This window comes from Pseudoalteromonas phenolica (genome assembly GCF_001444405.1).
GTDB classification, from domain to species: Bacteria; Pseudomonadota; Gammaproteobacteria; order Enterobacterales; family Alteromonadaceae; genus Pseudoalteromonas; species Pseudoalteromonas phenolica.
This window is the reverse complement of record NZ_CP013187.1, coordinates 1,249,054-1,265,592: the sequence shown is the minus strand read 5'-3', so window position 1 is coordinate 1,265,592 and position 16,539 is coordinate 1,249,054. Positions and strand designations below refer to the sequence as shown.

Below are 16,539 nucleotides of genomic sequence, written 5' to 3'. Positions count from 1 at the left end.
AAATTAATTTCTAATAAAGCCTTGAATAAACAAAACCAAAAAACAACTTAAAAATCAACTTGTTACAAAATTAAAACTACGTTATATTTTTTTATAACAATCTAAAGACGAATCATTTCGCAATAAATTTAGAAGTTTTTTAAAGTTTTTATGGAGGCCTAAATTAAGAGTTAGAAGTTACACAACCGCAACAACTTATGAATTTTTTCATTGACACAAGGAAATGATGAGAATTAGGATCTAAACGATAATAATTTACATTAGCGGTTTATTTAAGGAAATAGAATGACTGTTACTCGAACTACAGATTTGCAAAAAGCAGATCAACATTGGTCAAAAATAATTGAAATACAAAGAAGGAAATTAATCACTTATCTAACTTCAATATTGAACTGTCAGCACCTAGCTGAAGATGCTCTTCAAGAAACATTTATTAGGCTTTCTCACACGTGTGAATCTGTTGACTCTGTATCCAATCATTCCGCATATTGCTATCAAACAGCCAAAAATATTGCGATTGATATGTTGAGGAAAAAAAATAAAGAGAATTGGATAAGTATTGAAAATACTGAGTACCTTCAATTTATTGATGAGCATGAAAATCTTGAAGAAAACTATATTAAACAGAAGCTTAACAAACGTATGGTACAAGCCGTTAACCGACTATCTAATCGGCATCAACATATATTAAGCTTATATAAAAGAGGCGGATATAAGCAAAACGAAATTGCTAAAATATGTGCTATTTCGCCAACGTTAGTCAATTTCACACTTCAAGAAGTGGTAACTACTTGCAAAAGGGCTGTCACACATTAGGCTGTCCACTATAGTTCACATACTAAGTCATTGCGTTCATTTTTTGCCTTTAAAATAAGCATCCAGTTTTATATTTAAGCACTGGGTGCTCCAAAAAATACTAAGTTTAATTATCAGCTTTTTACAATTATCTTATTCCTAATAAAACACACAACGTTTACAATAAATAATAAATTATCATTAGTAGATTCAATACAATGAGCTTATATCCTTTGATGGTACTGTTTAGCACCATAATCTCACCAGAGGTGTTGATAAACTTTGCCGAGCTTGAAAAGAATGCTCCCAAGCAAGCGCTGACCGAATATCAAAGGCGCAAAGACAAATACCAGAATACCTTTAATGAAGACGCACTCCAGTTTCATCGTATCGCCATTAAAGCTGCTATAAATTTGTACGACTGGCAAAGCTTTACAGACATCATAACTACTTTAAAAAAGAAGCAGTTTAAAGATGTAACAAACCTAAAAGCCATGCATATTATTAATGATATTGGTGTAGCGTATAGACAAAATAATCAGCATCAAGATGCAATACAGCACTTCACATGCGCCTTAACTCAGACCACAAATATAAATTATGCTGCAGCAATAAAGGCTAATATTGCAACAGCTTACCGAGTTCAAGGGCAACCTTCTATCGGATTTCGATTACTGGATTCAATAGAGTTCAATGTTTTAGATGCCAATATAAGCACTGGTATTCATATTGTACGTGGTAACATTGCCCTGCACATTGAACAAACAGATAAAGCCCTTAGCTATTTTTTGGAGGCCTATAAGTTATTTAAAATACAAAATAAACACAGGGACTCGGTTCGACTTACATTCTCTATATTGACTACCGCACTCATCAAAAAAGACCTTGCTCTATATAAAAAATATCGAGTGAATATAGAAAATAAAATTCTCGAATATGCAATTAACAATCATGACTATTTGCTTTTTTTAGATGAAGTTGAGCATGCGATAGCCGTCGAAAATATATCAAGTTTAAAAACACACCACATATCAGAGCTGGTTAAGCTTTTAATGAATCATGACGATGCAAGTGAAAACGTCAGGCTACTACTTGAATCTCTGAACCTAAAATCTCTTGTACCGCCAGATCAAAAAAGACTCCCAAAAGAGCCTTTACTTGAGCCTAATTTAGCATCACCTTGGTGCGAAGGAATGAAATAATAAGAAGAAGAGGCAACATTGCTTGCCTCTTTAAAAGTTACAGAACTAACTTCCGTAACCCCTTGACAACTTTTGCAATATCAATAGACGTATCATTACAAAACACAATTGAAGCATATTTTTTCTCTGGAATACGCTCATAGTTTGTGATTGTACCTAACCAACCACCACTATGATGAACAATTGTAAAACCACCCTTTTCACCAATAAATTGTCCGTTTGCGTATTTTTGACTTTCCATGGTGATTTCAGCATTATTTGGACGCATAAACTGCAAAAGAAGCTCTTTCGGCTTCTTGCCTAATGTAGGGTTATAGAAATAAGCGTCCCATTTGGCCATATCTTCTATATTAGTGTGTAAGCCGCCATCACCAACCCAAAATAAGTTAGTCATGCTGGTAACATATTTTCCATCTTCATTTTTACTGTAACCACTTGCACGATTTTTAACTATCTCTGTAGGCTTATCGCTAAAAAAAGTATTACTCATGCCCAAAGGTTTAAAAATTCGCCTTTCACTATACTCTCTTAAGCTCTCACCTGAAACGCGCTCTACCAGCATCGACAATACAAAGTAAGCATAATTACTATAGCTAAATTCTTGATTAGGCTTGTTTCTAAGTGGCATGGTTTTTACGTAATCGTAAAATTCCTGAATGGTCAAATAGTCTTCATTTCCTAAACGAAACTCACCGCCCATAGTGGATTTAAGTTTAAGTGCGTCTTTGTCTAGTTCAGCATCGACAAAATCATAATCTCCCATCCCCGAAAAATGACCCAACATGGCATTGATAGTGACTGGTACTTTATAATCTCTCAGCTCTGGCAAGTATTTTCTGATATCAGCGTTTAAGTCGATTTTTCCTTCATCAGCCAATAACAACACTGCCATCCCTGTAAACTGTTTTGATACAGAAGCGATACGATGTACATGTGAACCATCTAATGGCACATTTAATTCCATATTCGCCAAGCCGTAACCCGCTTTATGGATCAGCTTACCGTCTTTAATTACACCCACACTACAACCCGGGTTGGTTGATTTAATATTTGCAAACACATTATCTATTTGCGTTTTGGTGGGCACATTCGCATGTGCAATCGAGCTGACTAGTAGTCCAGATATAGCCAGAGTAAGAAGCTTAATTCGCATAACTATCCTTGAAATATCATAAATTTAAATTAACTCACTGTACCGCTTATTAATAATTTTGAGCAATACTAAGTTTGTAACAAAGCATTGGGGTTGATAGCAGGCGTAATTATTCTTTTTTATTTCCACAAAAAAATGGCTCAACCAGTTTCCACTCGTTGAGCCACAAAACATCGTATTAAAAACCACTCACTTTAGCGCTGTTACCAGCTTTAAAATATCGCTTTCGTCATTATAAATATGCGGTGAAACACGTATCCCATGCGCTCTAGTATCGAGGCTGATCCCCGCTTGAGTACATTCAGCCATTGCAGCTTCTATACCCATTGTCGGATTTATAATCACTGTGCCACTTCGACGATTCCTATCGTGCGGGGAAACCACTTGTTCGCCCAAATGTTGAATAAGTAAATCTATTAAATTTTGGTTATGCCCTCTTAACTTGTCGCCAAGTTGGGCAAAATAATCAATACTGTGCGAAGCAAAAGCGTAAGGCGCAACACTCGGCGTACCGCCCCAGAACTTTAAGGCGCTGTCGTGGTAAGCAAAATGGTGAATATCGAACTCAAACGGGTTTTCATGAGAAAACCAGCCTACGTCTTTTGGCGCTAATCGCTTAATATGCCTCTGATTAAGCCATAAATAGGCGGCCCCTGGGCCCCCACATAGCCACTTTACACTTGAGCCAATCATGAAATCGGCATCAAGCTTATTTAAATCTAAAGGTATAACCCCTGCTGATTGCGCAACATCTATAATACTTAGGGTTTGATTGGCTTTGGCAAACTTTACAATGTCATTGACAGGCGCGAGCTGCCCCGTATTTGAGTAGGCTTGGCTAACAAAAACTAAATCAACATCGGCAGTTAAATGTTGCTGCCAAACGTCAATTTGTGTGATGTTTTCGTGTTCAGGAATATAGCGAATTGTCACCCCGGCTGGCAGTGCTTTTTGCATCGCAAACCCCATACTTGGGAAGTCTTGTGCGCTCATTAGCACGACACTATTTTCGTTTAGCTCAGGCAAAGCCATTATGAGTTTTGTAAGTCCACTCGATAAATTAACTTGCGGGCAAAACTGCATAAATGATGAGTTAAACAGTCGGCCCAACACCTGTTGAAACTCTGTAATAATTGCCAGCCAAGCTTGCCAAGGCTCTTTGCCCGAATCTTGCCATGGTGATAAATAGCTTTGTTTAAAGTGGTTTTCGGCACTTTTTAGTGGTCTACCAACCGAGTGATTCAATAAGTAGGTGTCACTCGGTAATACAAAATCTTGCTTCATCAGGTTATCTACTTAAAGTGGTTTTGAGTTTTTGAATATCGTGGTAACGAGTAAAAATATCATCTCGCTGATTAGCGGCTCGGCGATCACGAAGTTTTTCGAGTGAACCAAGTAACACTGACAGTGGCGGGCCGCTGGCAGTCACTTTATCTAGGTGCTGCTCTGCCATAGAATTTGAAGGCTGGGCAATATACTTTTCAACTAACTGGTTATGATGTTGGGTAGCGCCTTTTCCATGTAACTCGCACACTTCTAAAAATAACGTCACATTCTCTTGATACCAAGAAGCGCTATGTTGGCTTTCAAGGTTTAAAAATGAGTCCATCAAACTCGTTCGACGCATGCAATCGCGTAAAATTTGCTGATCTTCTGGCATCATATACAAGAATTTATCCACCAGCATTTGTGAGTAACTGGGCTCATTGGCAACACATAACCCGAGCAGCATATCGATCACATTAATGCCAGCAAAATCACCAGCATTAGCACCACGATAAACCTGAGAGCCAACACGGTGCGGTTTGTAATAAGGCCTTACACAGTAAAAAAATCGGTCTGTGTCGAGCTTATCAAACAACTCTTGGTTAGAGTCAATCACATCTTGCAGTGCATATTTAGCAACTTTTAATAAATCGCCCGTGATTGGGTGCGATACGCCCAGCGGTAAGATTTTTAACAAGGCATCAGCTGCGCGTTTATAGGCCAAAATGCCTTTAGTGTTGTAATCAACAAAGATTTTTTCGTCTGCGAGATCGGTAAAGCGTTTATACACGCCATTGACCGCGGTGTTATGTGTCGTCAAATGCGCGGTCGCAAAACGAGGGGTCACGCCTATCGACGCACCAATATGCATGGCCAATGTAGAAGCTTCAACTAGGGGGGAAGTACGCTCTCGACTCGGCTCTGTGATTTCATGTCGTCTGCAAGCAGCCATATATAGGCCAACATTGCCGAGCAAATCAAAGGCGTTGTCAAACCCTTCATCGGTATTGCCTTCAACAACTAAAGTTTTGATCAACTCTGTGCCTTCTGCCTGCAATTGTTGCTTTAATACTTCACCGACATCTTCAACATTCGCTTTGTCTTCTTGCTGCCAATATAAGGTTTCGAGCTGTGAGTTTATCTCGCAGAATGAACTGCGGATCCAAGCATCAAATTCTCGTGTACACGCTGTCATAATTTTTTATTCTTATTGGTATTGATAAATTAATAGTAGCAGTAGGCTGTGATAAAAATTCACCAATAAACTTGATCATTCCGCCCTCAATGAGTGATATTTAACAAAATAATAATAAAAACAAGTGAAATTCACTAATATGCGTGTTGATAGTAAAGATTTAGCCATTTTAAACCTATTACAATATCGTGGCCGAATGACAACCACAGAAGTGGCGCAACAGGTTAACTTATCCGATACCCCTTGCCTAAGAAGGATAAAAAAGCTTGAACAAGAAGGTATTATTAAAGGCTATCAGGCCATTCTAGACCGAGAAAAACTTAACCTATCGATTTTGGTGTATGCCCTAGTCAGGCTAAATGCCAATTCAGATAAGCTAGCCGATGAGTTTGAAAACGAAGTAGAAGCCCTTGAGCAAGTGATGGAGTGCTCGGTGATCACTGGTAGTAATGACTATTTACTGAAGATAGTCGCCAAAGATTTAAGCCACTACGAAAGCTTTGTGAAGAAGTCTTTGGGGCAAATCAGTAGTATCGCAGCAATTGAATCCACCGTGGTGTTAAAACAGACTTTCTCGCGCAATCAGTTGCCTTTGAAAACACCGTAAAAGCTTGGTCTTAGTTAATAAGTTACTGCACTTGCTTTGAAGCAACTTCTTTTAGTTTATCTAAAATGACTTTTTGGTTTCGATTATCAACAAAGGCAATTTGATTTGAGCTGAATACATTTTGCTGAGTGTCCATCGCATACATTTGCACGCGCCCTGTGCTGCCCCAAAATGTGTTGATCAATGCCTGATCTTCACTCGGAAAAGAAGAAAGCTCTAAAGAACGGTAACTCAACATATTGGTAGAAGATGGTAGTAACTCAGATTGATCTGAATAGCGTTGCTGCTCGAGGCGAATATCAACATAGTTGTTATCACTAATTTGCACTCGCATCAGTGCTAAAGGCCGCAGCGATGTGCTTGCTCTACCCGAGTTCGACACCACTGCGTCCACAGTAAAAAACGTATTTTGCTCAAACTGCTGATTTTTTAGTTTTTGCAATTGTGTTTCGATATTGCGAATATCATCTCTTAAACGCTCATGGCGATTATTCGACTCGCTGATCACATCGGTTATATCTTCTTTTACATCGTTAAGCAGAAATGCCAATGCCGCCAGATTGAGTGCGGGCTCTGCTTGGGCATTAAATTCCATTTGCGAATAATCTCTTGTAATGGCTAACACTTGATTTTCAAAGTATTGCGCTTCGGCGTCATCAATGTGATTACTCAAATCCCAGCTTTTTAACTCGCTGACACGAAACTCATCCAACGGGTACTGTTGATTGGCAGGATCTAAATAAGCGTCTATTCGCTCTATGCTTTGTAGTAATTTCGTTTTTGTGATTGAGATATTTTTAAGGTCTTGTTTTGCTTTATCGTAGGCAGTAAATAGAATGTCGAGAGAGAACTCAGGAAAATCTATTTTATCGCCCCTCTGCCCCAAGTAATTAAATTCATACAACAAATTTTCAGGAATATAAGGTTCGAGCATTTGCAATTCATCGGTATCAAGAGCGACCTTAAAGCGGTCCGATTCAACTCGACTAATTGCAGTGATCTCAATAGCCACATCTGAGGTTTCTACAAAGTAAATTTGCCACACGGGTACTGCAGCCGCAGACAAAATACCAAGCCCACCTAGTACAATGCCCTTTAAATGACTTTTAGCTTTGTCTAAAAACCCTGTTTTTAGGGGCTGCTCAGTTTCACTGTTCTCTTTGTCGACCATGATTTAAGTACCTTTTAAAAACACAAACAAGGTTGAAAAAAGACCGCTCAAGAGAGCGGCCAAACCTGCGTTTTGGGAAGTGCCAACAAAGGCCGCATCCTTGCGCGGAACGAATTCTGCTCATGCTGAATCTCGCTACTCCTTTAACTGGTTGGAATTTAATAATACGTATTAACTTTTCAATTAAATCGGTGAAATACACTACTTTTAGAAGTTTTATTACGAAGGTTATGACTGTATTTTTTAGAGCTATGAGTCTAATTATTTTTATTAAAACACCTACATTTACTTAAAAATGAAATCACGTTCACAAAAATGGTACTTTACTCTCAAATAACAATAGTACCCATTCTCATTTATATCATCACCTGATAGTATGCGCGGCTTTTAAAATCAAACTGGTGAATTTTGGAACGTTATTACTCTGAAGTGTTAAGCTATATCGCTCGCTCAGTTGGATGCAAAGACAAAGCTCAAAATATTGTTCAAGAAGCTTATACACGACTTTTGAGCTACAAACGCAACAACCCAAAGCAAAATAAAACCCAAGAACGCGCACTTTTTTTCAAAGCTGCAAAGAATATTGTTATCGATCAATATCGAAAAAATCAGCATATTGCAGAACCTGATGAGACAGAGATTATTGCTCCGAGCTTTTACGAACCAGAAGCCAAATTAGCGAGTCAACAGCAACTCGTCCTTCTTAATCGGTGTATAGAATCTTTACCAACAAAGACAAAACAGGCCTTTGTGCTCTATAAATTCAAAAACCAAAGTCAATCTCAAATTGCCGAGCAAATGGGGGTTTCAGTGAGCATGGTTGAAAAACACCTTGCCACTGCAATGCTGGCTTGTCGACAAGCATTAAAAAAACAATAAGAGAACCAAAATGGACCGACATAATTTAAGCATTCAACAGCAAGTGGACCGTTGGTTAGAACTTGAAAGGCAAGGGCTAAACCAACAACAAGCTCTCGCCCTACAACATTGGTTAGATGCTGACAGTAAACATTTTCTCGCCTATCAAGAAAGCAAACAAATTGAGCTATTATTGAGACAATTTTCTGAGCAAGACGTTCAAAGTTTTGAGCAAAGTATTACCACTTCGCACCAATCAACACAGAGTGTTTACCAAAATACTTGGGCAATCGCAGCATGCTTTGCACTTCTCAGTATTTGCTTGTTTAGTTATTTAAACTGGCCGACTCCTTTAAACCCTGCTGCTTTTCAAGCAAGTTATCAAACTAAACGCGGTGAAATCACGGATTTCAAATTACCAGACCAGAGTACGCTCACACTCGATGCAAAAGCCTCTATTTCTGTTGATTTCGATGACGAGCAAAGAGTAAATAAACTCCTCAAAGGCCGCGTTGTGTTCGATGTAGCAAGCGATAGAGCTCGTCCTTTCGTAATAGAAACAGGCAACAGCACAATTACCGTATTAGGCACGCGCTTTTCGGTAGATAGAAAATCTAATAGCACTCGGGTAATGGTTGATCATGGAAGAGTAAGCGTGCAAAACAAACATAAGCGTATTGAATTAAACAAAGGGGACGTAGCTACAATTAATGCTTCTGGTATTGAAGTAAGCAAATTTGACCCCGAACTCAATCTCGTCGATGCGTTTAAACTAGGTCGCTTAATGTTTGATAACACCCCCCTTATTGAGGCGCTCGAAACCTTTAACAGACATCATGATTTTAGCTATACCTTAGCAACCAAACATCACGACGATTTAGTTATTTCTGGTACTTTTTCGGCCTCAGAGCTAGAAAACTTCATCAATTTGTTACCTCACGTCTTACCTATTGAAATAAAAAATATTAATAATCATATAATTATAAGCAAACGGTAATTAGTTTAAAAAACTTAAATTTTTATTGAGGAGTTCTCATTCTCATTCGTTTTCATAATAGGTAATTTATTTGGACGTATAAAAATGAGAACTCGCGCAGTATTTAACACACAACTCACTCCCCTCGCATTTGCGCTCGGACTAGGCCTTAGTTTACCCTCAGCAGCACAAGATCAAATTTCAGTTTATGAGTTTAATCTATCAACACAGCCTTTGAGCCATACCCTCACTCAAGTTGCTAAAACAGCAAGTATGAATTTGATCGCAGATGCAAACCTGTTAAATGGCCTACAAGCCCCTGCGCTTCAGGGTGAGATTAGTCTAGATCAAGCATTAGAGCTAACCTTAAAAAACAGCAATTTAACCGCGCGTATTATCGACAACAACATCATCATTAAAGCCACTGTTCGTGCACACTCTTCATCAAAAACCAGAGCAAGACACTCAAGTTTTATACCTGATGGCTCTAATAAAGTACAAGATGACATCGAAGTGATTGAAGTCAAAGGTGATAAATTAAATATGCACCGAGAGCAAATCGCTCGTACTAAAGGTTTATCAAACTCAGATATCTTCTCTAGCTTTTCAGGCATTGAAGCTAACAACTTACGCAACGAAGCAGGCGCCCTTGATATAGGTATTCGCGGTGTACAAGGTGAGGGTCGCGTGCCAATCTTTATCGATGGTAGCTTACAATCAACACATACCAACCGAGGATATATGGGCACTTCTGACAGGACCTATATAGACTCAAACCTTATAAGCAAAGTAAATATCGAAAAAGGTGCATCAGCAAAAGCATCACCATTTAGTTCTGGTGCAATTGGCGGCATGGTGAGTATTCGCACGCTAGATACTAAAGATATTCTCAAAAGCGATGAAAAGCTTGGCGCGTTAGTCAAAATAAGCACCCATAACAACAACAAAATGCCAAATGTTCCTGAAGGGTTTGGCATACAAAATTATTATGAAGTCAGCAATCATAATGACACACTCGATTTTAATGGTGGAAGCTTCACGATTGCGACAGCTTATGAAAAAAATAACCTTAAAGCTGTTTTAGCTTACAGTAAGAAAGAAGTGGGCAATTATTTTGCTGGTAAGAATGGCTTCGAAGACTTTGTTGAAGTTCATCATCGCTCAATGTTGGTGCCACCAAAAGATGCAAATGGAAACCCGCTTGACGTACCACTTTCAGAATATGTGATAGAAGAAGGTGTTATTTTAAGGCCACCTCCGGTAAATAAAAATGGTGAGGTAGTCAATACAAGCTTCGAAAGTGACTCTTACCTAGCCAAGCTAACTTATGAGTTTACTGATGAACAGTCACTTGAGGTTAATACGCGATTTCACAAACAAAAAGCCGGCGAAATGCTTGCTTCATATTGGTACAAACAGCGCGCTGGCGATACCAAGTATTGGAAAGAAACAAATGAAAATGGTGAAGAGGAATGGTTATCTGAAGATATTCCTGACGGGGTAGAAACAATGCCTCAGTGGGAACCAGGATCCGCTCATGTAAATAGCACCAGTGCATTGTATCGTTTTGTGCCAAGCGATAACCCATCTATCGACCTGAGTGTAAATCTATGGCACACAAGTGCGAGACTTCATCAATATAACTCTTTAGGCAGCAATCTTGGTCAAAATGCGGGACAATATTTTCATCGTGTAAGAAATAAACGACATGGCGTTAGTGCATTAAACTCCACTTCACTCGCTGTGGAAAGTACGCCTATCACATTAACTTATGGTTTATCTTGGCAATCAGAGACGCTTTCTCCGCATAAGGATTGGAAGGACAATTTTAAACAAGATTGGCATTCTGATGACTTTAACCTCAAGCCGACTTCACGTCATGGTGAACAAACGAAACGGGCTATATTTGCTAATGCTCAGCTAGATCTTTCTCCGGTTGAGTTGGCTTTTAACATCAATCACCATGACTCTGTGAATAGAGATTATCTGGTTGATAATACACTTAAATTTGATGGTAAAACCGATCTCACTATTCAGGCTAAATATCACCTGCTGGATAACACTGCGATCAAAGCCAAATATAGTAAAGCGTATAGAATGCCAAACTTGTATGAAACTACGGTATCAGGGGAGGTATTCTCTTACTCTAATGAGTATCCAATCACTCCTGAAAAAACAAACTCTTATGATGTCGGTTTTGAGAGCAAATTCACAAATTTAATCACTAATGGCGATAAGTTGATTTTATCGGGCGAATACTTTTATACCAATATAGAGAATATGTTAGCGACAGGCTTCTTACCAAAAGCTGATAAACCAGCTTGGGATCTGAAGCTGACTTTCATTAACTATGATAAGTTCGAGCTGCCAGGCACTGAGTTTGGAATTCATTACCAAAGCGACGTATTTTATAGCAAACTTTCGTATACAAAATATTCAAGCGTTACAATGTGCTCAGAGTTAATGGCACAAGCTGCAGAAGTTGATACCTGCAATAGTACTGGCTTTGCAGGCAGTCTCACGCCACTACGTGTGCCACCAAAGAAAAGTTATATCGCCATTTTTGGCACTAAACTCTTTAACGATGCTATCGACACTGGGTTCACCTATAAAAAGCACTCTGAAAAACACCATCCAGGTGGCTTTTTATCAGGCACAGGCGTTACCGCACTAGAGTATATTCCAGCAGGTTACCAGCTAGACTTTTATTTGGATTACACCTTTAGTGACGACATCACAGGCAATATCGCCATCACTAATTTAACTGATCAATACAAGGTCTCGACTGGCTCTATCGTTGCAATGCCTGAGCCGGGGCAAACCATTTCAATTGGCTTAGAGTTCAAACTTTAAGCTTCATAAATTTCGATAAGACCATTATTAAAATCATAAACCCGCACTGAGTGATAGATCTCACTCAGTGCAATCTTTTTCTTTGGAGCATTCATGACGACCGTCGCCCCTGCACTTTCTCGTGCGCAAAATTTAAAACTCGCTACTGCTGATGTTCATGACAATGTCGATAAAACTATCATGGCACAAGACCCATTTGCTAATACACAAAATTACCTCGACTTCTTACGCTTGCAATTTTACTTCTTGCGAGATGTCAGCGCTCTTTATGAACACTCGGAATTACTCGCGCTTATTCCTGATTTGACTTCGCGCCGTCGCCTAAGCCTACTTGAGCAAGACTTTGCAGATCTATCAACTCACTTGCCAGCCGCTTATTTACCGCCTTTCGTCACCATTAATACCAATGTCGCCACAGCATTAGGCTGGTTATATGTAGTTGAAGGCTCGAAAGTAGGAGCAGCCATGCTGGGTAAACAAGTCCAAGCAAAATTAAACTTTAATGCTGAACATGGTGCTCGCTATTTAACAGGCCCAGGAGCAGGTCGTGGGAGTGCATGGCGGGAATTAGTTCAACTCATTGACTCTGTTGAGTTTAATGAGCAGCAGGAACAAGCACTTATTGAAGGTGCTCGACAAGCGTTCACGCGTTTCCAAGCATTTCAGGCTCACGTGTACCGATGAAATTAAAAGCCGCCTTAGTCAATTATAAAAAAATAGCCCTACTGCTATGTGGGTATTTATTTGTCGCCCTTGGTGTGATTGGTATTGCCCTGCCCGTTATGCCAACCACTGTGTTTTTTATTTTGGCTTTGGCGTGCTTTTCTAAAGCGTCTCCCAAACTTGCCAATTGGTTACTCTGCCATCCGCGTTTTGGCAGTAGTCTAAGACAGTGGCAAACGCACAAGATTATTCCACTGAAAGCGAAAATTTTTGCCTCTACAAGTATCGCTATTAGTTATGCCATTTTGATTTTGCTTTCACCAGCGGCATGGCTTGCATGTGTCGCTGGCAGCTTAAAAATAGCCGTTGTGTCGTACATATTCTCACGACCTTCAAAGCAAATTTAAGCACTTTCTAAAGCCCAGTAAAGCTTCGCTTTTTTGGGCTTTATAACAACATATCAACCATCAGTTTAAAGCTAGGTACAAACATATAAAGTGTTAAAAACAATAACCAGAGCAAGATCAATAATTCAAACAACTTCATTTCTCTCTCCATAACGTTAAGTTGCCTAAAGACTGTTGTGTGTTAAAGGCGTTTAATCCTTTACTGGCAAGTTGTCTTGCTAACCAATCACAATGATAGTGCGCTGCCATATTTAATTGGTAGAACTGACTTTGCTTGAAGCCATTGAGGTCTCGAATAACAAACTCTTTGTCACCGCCCGCTAAACTCTGTGCTTGGCCTAATAAATATTCGGGTCTTAAAGCTAAACCATAAAGCAGTAGCCAAGACGACTCATCAAAATTTGCGCTTAGCTGCTGAAACGAGCAAGCTTCAGTGATAAGCGTTAACCAAACAGGTTCGCTATTCTGTTTTCGATTTAACTCCTCTAACCTTTGCTCCAAATTCTTAAAAAACTGACAGCTTCCTGGTTGTGAGCTAAATACCCCCCAAGGCGCTGTTTGTGGCATAGGCCGGTTTTGTTTAAAACTATAAATAGCCAACCAGGTACTTAGCCAAGCATGCAAGAGTGACTGGGTTGAATGAGGAGCAGACCAACTTTGTTGTAATACGAACAAACGGCAACCAAGCAATGCCAGAGGCGCGGAGCGCACCAGGTCGTGATAACGTTGTTTATAAATCACATCATTAATGGCTTTATGAATGAATTTACTGTTCTCAAGTGGCTTCAATAACGACAGAGTATCGTCAGGTTCCGAAATCGCTTCTGAGTCAAATATCTTGCTCTGCGCTTGAAGCTCATATTGCGTTTTTAACCTTTGAGTTTTCTGCGTGGCTCTATGGGCCAAACGCTGCTTAAAGTGATGCTTTAAATCTCCTCCCCCTTGCCAATCTACGTCGGTCAACGGGTTATAAAAGCACTGTGTTTGAGCAAATTGTGTATTGTGTTGAGCTATATTATTCACCGAAGTACTTGCGCTCACTTTACACAAGGTGACTTTACTCGATGTAGAGCTCGCGCTTTTTGACGAAGCTTCCATCCCCGGAAATACCTCGAAAGCCAAAGCACAGTTATTCGGCCCATAACGCAGTTCTGACTGACCTTTACGGGTCACAATTGGCTTAAAACTATAGCCATTAAACTGCCAAGATTCAGTCTGCTTACAGTGAGCAAACTGCTGGCTCGTCCCGTAACAGTAATAGGCTAACTCTTTAGCATCATTTAAAGGCATCCCCGCCATGATCCCAGCTACAAGCGTTGCGTAATAATGAAATTGCTGATCCATAGAAATCCTTTTAGGCCGCCTTTACTCATCAGTTACTTTAAGTGCCGGCAGCGCTAGCCGTTATTAACCGTTATACCCAATCGCAACGGTATCTGGGTTGCTACTGCGTAGTGATTCTACAAATCTATTAAGCACTTGATCTGCCGTGTCTTTATCTATTGGAGATTCATTGATATAAGGGTCTAGATCGCTACGAATATGACCACCAGTTAAATCATCTTTTTGACGTTGTACCACGATGGCGTTTATCGCTTGGCAGAACGCAAATGGATCTGTTTTACAATAAATACGATGCTGCTGTGCCACCTTGCTACCTTGCTGATAACGAGGTGCACAATACGACACCATATATGGTTGTACTGTGGGATCATTGCCAACTATGTCAGCACATGAGAACAACACAAAGTCTGTCGACTTAAACTCGTCCATGACTTGGTTACACATAGGTAAGTCGCCTTCGACGCCTAAGTTGTAATCACAGAAGAAGACATCAATCCCCTTCACTAGGTGAGACAGCATGGTATTGAACGCACTTTGCACATTGTCTGGAATTTGGTCATCTTCAGGTAGCAAACCGAATTCTTTTGATTCTACGGTTATGGCACTGCGCCAATGTGCCAATAGCTCAGGAGTATCACGTCCATCTCTATCTTTGTAAGCGACCTTATAGCCATTATCAAACAGCTCTTCGACTTCAGGTTGGTCGGTTAAAAATGCGAACTTGCGGCCATCTGCTGCAACGCAAGAGCAAAAAACTAGTTTAGTCATTCAGAAAACTCCATGATTTATATGTCATTTGTGTCTGAATGAGTTTAAAAATATTCTGATTATGTCACTTGGGTTAAAAGCCTAATTAGTCAGGCTAAATAACTCTTTTAACGAGAGGTTGACGGAGCCATGTTTGCCAGCGCTGTTGATGCGCAGCTAAGCATTCATTTAAATATTCAAAAGACAGGGTGCAAGGGACATAGAATAAGTGGTTAGGAGCCGAGTCCTTCAATTCATCAAGATTACCTGCTTGAGTGAAAGCACTCAACGGCTTAAATAGCGATTTGCTTTTTCCCTTATACATGAATTGTACAAAGGCATAGTCTTCACCTTTAGCTTGTACGGCTAATGCCAGCAAAGTATTTAAACTAATTTGCTCTTTTGCTGACTTGAATATTAATCGCGCTATCATCTGTTCAATAGACCATGCGTGCACCTCACTGAATACATTTTGTTGATAAGCATGTAGCAAATGAGCAAAAGTCAGTGATTGAATATTGCTGGTTTGTTTTAATAAAGGTAACACCACATTGAGGTCTGCCTTAATGAAAGTGTTAAGTACCTCCTTCGGACTGCTTAACCAAAAAGCGAGCTCTCCCAGGCTTACCTTCAATTTTTTTGCAATAAGCGGAGCGGTGATATTTACTTGCTCTATTGAATCTTCACTATGCGCGGTATTAAGTTCGTGTTTTAACTCTTTGCTCAGTTTGTTGCCTGATTGCCCACCAAAGCGTGCTTGCTTAATATCTTTGTGTGGCATTCCAAACTCAGATTTATAAGTGTGTTTTTCCAGCTGGCTTTGCTCGTTTAACTCTACCCTCTCTGGTTCAGGTCTATCTAGTTGTTTGTCGGACTGAGCATTTTGAGATTCACCGGTAAGCGAACGTGTTCCGTCGTTATCACTGTTACTAACAGAACTCATGGCCTCCGAGGGTAAACTGCACAACATAGTGGGTATTTGTGCAACATAGAATGCATAGGGGTTTGCAGCGCTATCAAAATGTGCCAACGGTGCGTCTGTTTCAACTGGTTGCTCTGCATCGCTATTCTCTTTTTGCTTTTCTAGCAACAAACCATCTTGTGGCTCTTTAGTTAAAGTACCCTCAACATGTGCCTTCTCGGCTTCTAATGTATCGTTTTTTTTGAGGCTAGAAGATTGGCAGTTATCAGTTGCTGAACGCTGAGTTATTCTTACTACTCTGATTGGAGCAAACTTGAATGGTCGAATGATCCTGACCCTAGTCGCTTGCTGGCGCTTTTTTTTATCTGTCATCTGAACTC

At 39.8% G+C, this 16,539-nt stretch carries 15 protein-coding genes; 8 read left to right on the top strand and 7 right to left on the bottom strand.

The genetic code is table 11. The features are described 5' to 3' along the window. The first annotated feature begins 285 nt into the window (after nucleotides 1-285). Both PP2015_RS05590 and PP2015_RS05585 read left to right on the top strand, forming a co-directional pair. On the top strand, nucleotides 286-816 hold the full coding sequence (locus tag PP2015_RS05590; RefSeq protein WP_058029333.1) for an RNA polymerase sigma factor: 531 nt from the start codon (nucleotides 286-288) through the stop codon (nucleotides 814-816). A 251-nt stretch (nucleotides 817-1,067) separates the two neighbouring features. Next, nucleotides 1,068-1,997: a hypothetical protein gene (locus PP2015_RS05585; protein ID WP_138559799.1), complete on the top strand. Its 930-nt coding sequence runs from the start codon at nucleotides 1,068-1,070 to the stop codon at nucleotides 1,995-1,997. Between the two features lie 37 nt (nucleotides 1,998-2,034). On the opposite strand, the gene PP2015_RS05580 is transcribed toward PP2015_RS05585, so the two are convergent. From PP2015_RS05580 to PP2015_RS05570, 3 genes are all read right to left on the bottom strand, one after another. Continuing rightward, nucleotides 2,035-3,150 carry a serine hydrolase domain-containing protein gene (locus PP2015_RS05580; RefSeq protein ID WP_058029331.1) on the bottom strand — a complete coding sequence of 372 codons (1,116 nt, stop codon included), beginning with the start codon at nucleotides 3,148-3,150 and terminating at the stop codon, nucleotides 2,035-2,037. Nucleotides 3,151-3,339: 189 nt separating this feature from the next. Further along, nucleotides 3,340-4,437 carry an aminotransferase class V-fold PLP-dependent enzyme gene (locus PP2015_RS05575; protein ID WP_058029330.1) on the bottom strand — a complete coding sequence of 366 codons (1,098 nt, stop codon included), beginning with the start codon at nucleotides 4,435-4,437 and terminating at the stop codon, nucleotides 3,340-3,342. Nucleotide 4,438: 1 nt separating this feature from the next. Next, nucleotides 4,439-5,611: a PrnB family protein gene (locus PP2015_RS05570; protein WP_058029329.1), complete on the bottom strand. Its 1,173-nt coding sequence runs from the start codon at nucleotides 5,609-5,611 to the stop codon at nucleotides 4,439-4,441. A 139-nt stretch (nucleotides 5,612-5,750) separates the two neighbouring features. Here PP2015_RS05570 and PP2015_RS05565 point away from each other — a divergent pair, with 139 nt between their 5' ends. Next, the gene (locus tag PP2015_RS05565) at nucleotides 5,751-6,218 is read left to right on the top strand and encodes an Lrp/AsnC family transcriptional regulator (protein ID WP_058029328.1); all 468 of its coding nucleotides are present in this window, start codon (nucleotides 5,751-5,753) and stop codon (nucleotides 6,216-6,218) included. 22 nt (nucleotides 6,219-6,240) lie between these two features. Here PP2015_RS05565 and PP2015_RS05560 read toward each other — a convergent pair whose 3' ends face one another. Continuing rightward, on the bottom strand, nucleotides 6,241-7,389 hold the full coding sequence (locus PP2015_RS05560) for a hypothetical protein (RefSeq protein ID WP_058029327.1): 1,149 nt from the start codon (nucleotides 7,387-7,389) through the stop codon (nucleotides 6,241-6,243). Between the two features lie 408 nt (nucleotides 7,390-7,797). Between PP2015_RS05560 and PP2015_RS05555 the strand changes: the two genes are divergently transcribed. The 5 genes from PP2015_RS05555 (at nucleotide 7,798) to PP2015_RS05535 (ending at nucleotide 13,146) form a co-directional block, all read left to right on the top strand. Next, nucleotides 7,798-8,268, top strand: coding sequence for an RNA polymerase sigma factor (locus tag PP2015_RS05555; RefSeq protein ID WP_058029326.1), 471 nt, complete (start codon nucleotides 7,798-7,800; stop codon nucleotides 8,266-8,268). 10 nt (nucleotides 8,269-8,278) lie between these two features. After that, nucleotides 8,279-9,244, top strand: a complete 966-nt coding sequence (locus PP2015_RS05550) for a FecR family protein (protein WP_058029325.1) — start codon at nucleotides 8,279-8,281, stop codon at nucleotides 9,242-9,244. Between the two features lie 84 nt (nucleotides 9,245-9,328). Beyond that, nucleotides 9,329-12,076 (top strand): TonB-dependent receptor, encoded by a 2,748-nt coding sequence (locus PP2015_RS05545; protein WP_058029324.1) that lies wholly within the window; start codon nucleotides 9,329-9,331, stop codon nucleotides 12,074-12,076. A gap of 93 nt (nucleotides 12,077-12,169) precedes the next feature. Further along, a complete protein-coding gene (locus PP2015_RS05540; protein ID WP_058029323.1) occupies nucleotides 12,170-12,760 on the top strand; it encodes a biliverdin-producing heme oxygenase in 591 nt (196 codons plus the stop codon). Next, a complete protein-coding gene (locus PP2015_RS05535) occupies nucleotides 12,757-13,146 on the top strand; it encodes a YbaN family protein (RefSeq protein WP_058029322.1) in 390 nt (129 codons plus the stop codon). Before PP2015_RS05540 ends, PP2015_RS05535 begins: the two co-directional genes overlap by 4 nt. A 135-nt stretch (nucleotides 13,147-13,281) precedes the next feature. On the opposite strand, the gene PP2015_RS05530 is transcribed toward PP2015_RS05535, so the two are convergent. The 3 genes from PP2015_RS05530 to PP2015_RS05520 all read right to left on the bottom strand — a co-directional run bounded on the left by PP2015_RS05530 (nucleotide 13,282) and on the right by PP2015_RS05520 (nucleotide 16,531). Continuing rightward, nucleotides 13,282-14,490 (bottom strand): DUF6765 family protein, encoded by a 1,209-nt coding sequence (locus tag PP2015_RS05530; protein ID WP_058029321.1) that lies wholly within the window; start codon nucleotides 14,488-14,490, stop codon nucleotides 13,282-13,284. A gap of 63 nt (nucleotides 14,491-14,553) precedes the next feature. Continuing rightward, nucleotides 14,554-15,258, bottom strand: a complete 705-nt coding sequence (locus tag PP2015_RS05525) for a PIN domain-containing protein (RefSeq protein WP_058029320.1) — start codon at nucleotides 15,256-15,258, stop codon at nucleotides 14,554-14,556. A gap of 94 nt (nucleotides 15,259-15,352) precedes the next feature. Further along, nucleotides 15,353-16,531: a hypothetical protein gene (locus PP2015_RS05520; protein WP_058029319.1), complete on the bottom strand. Its 1,179-nt coding sequence runs from the start codon at nucleotides 16,529-16,531 to the stop codon at nucleotides 15,353-15,355. Nucleotides 16,532-16,539: the final 8 nt, after the last annotated feature.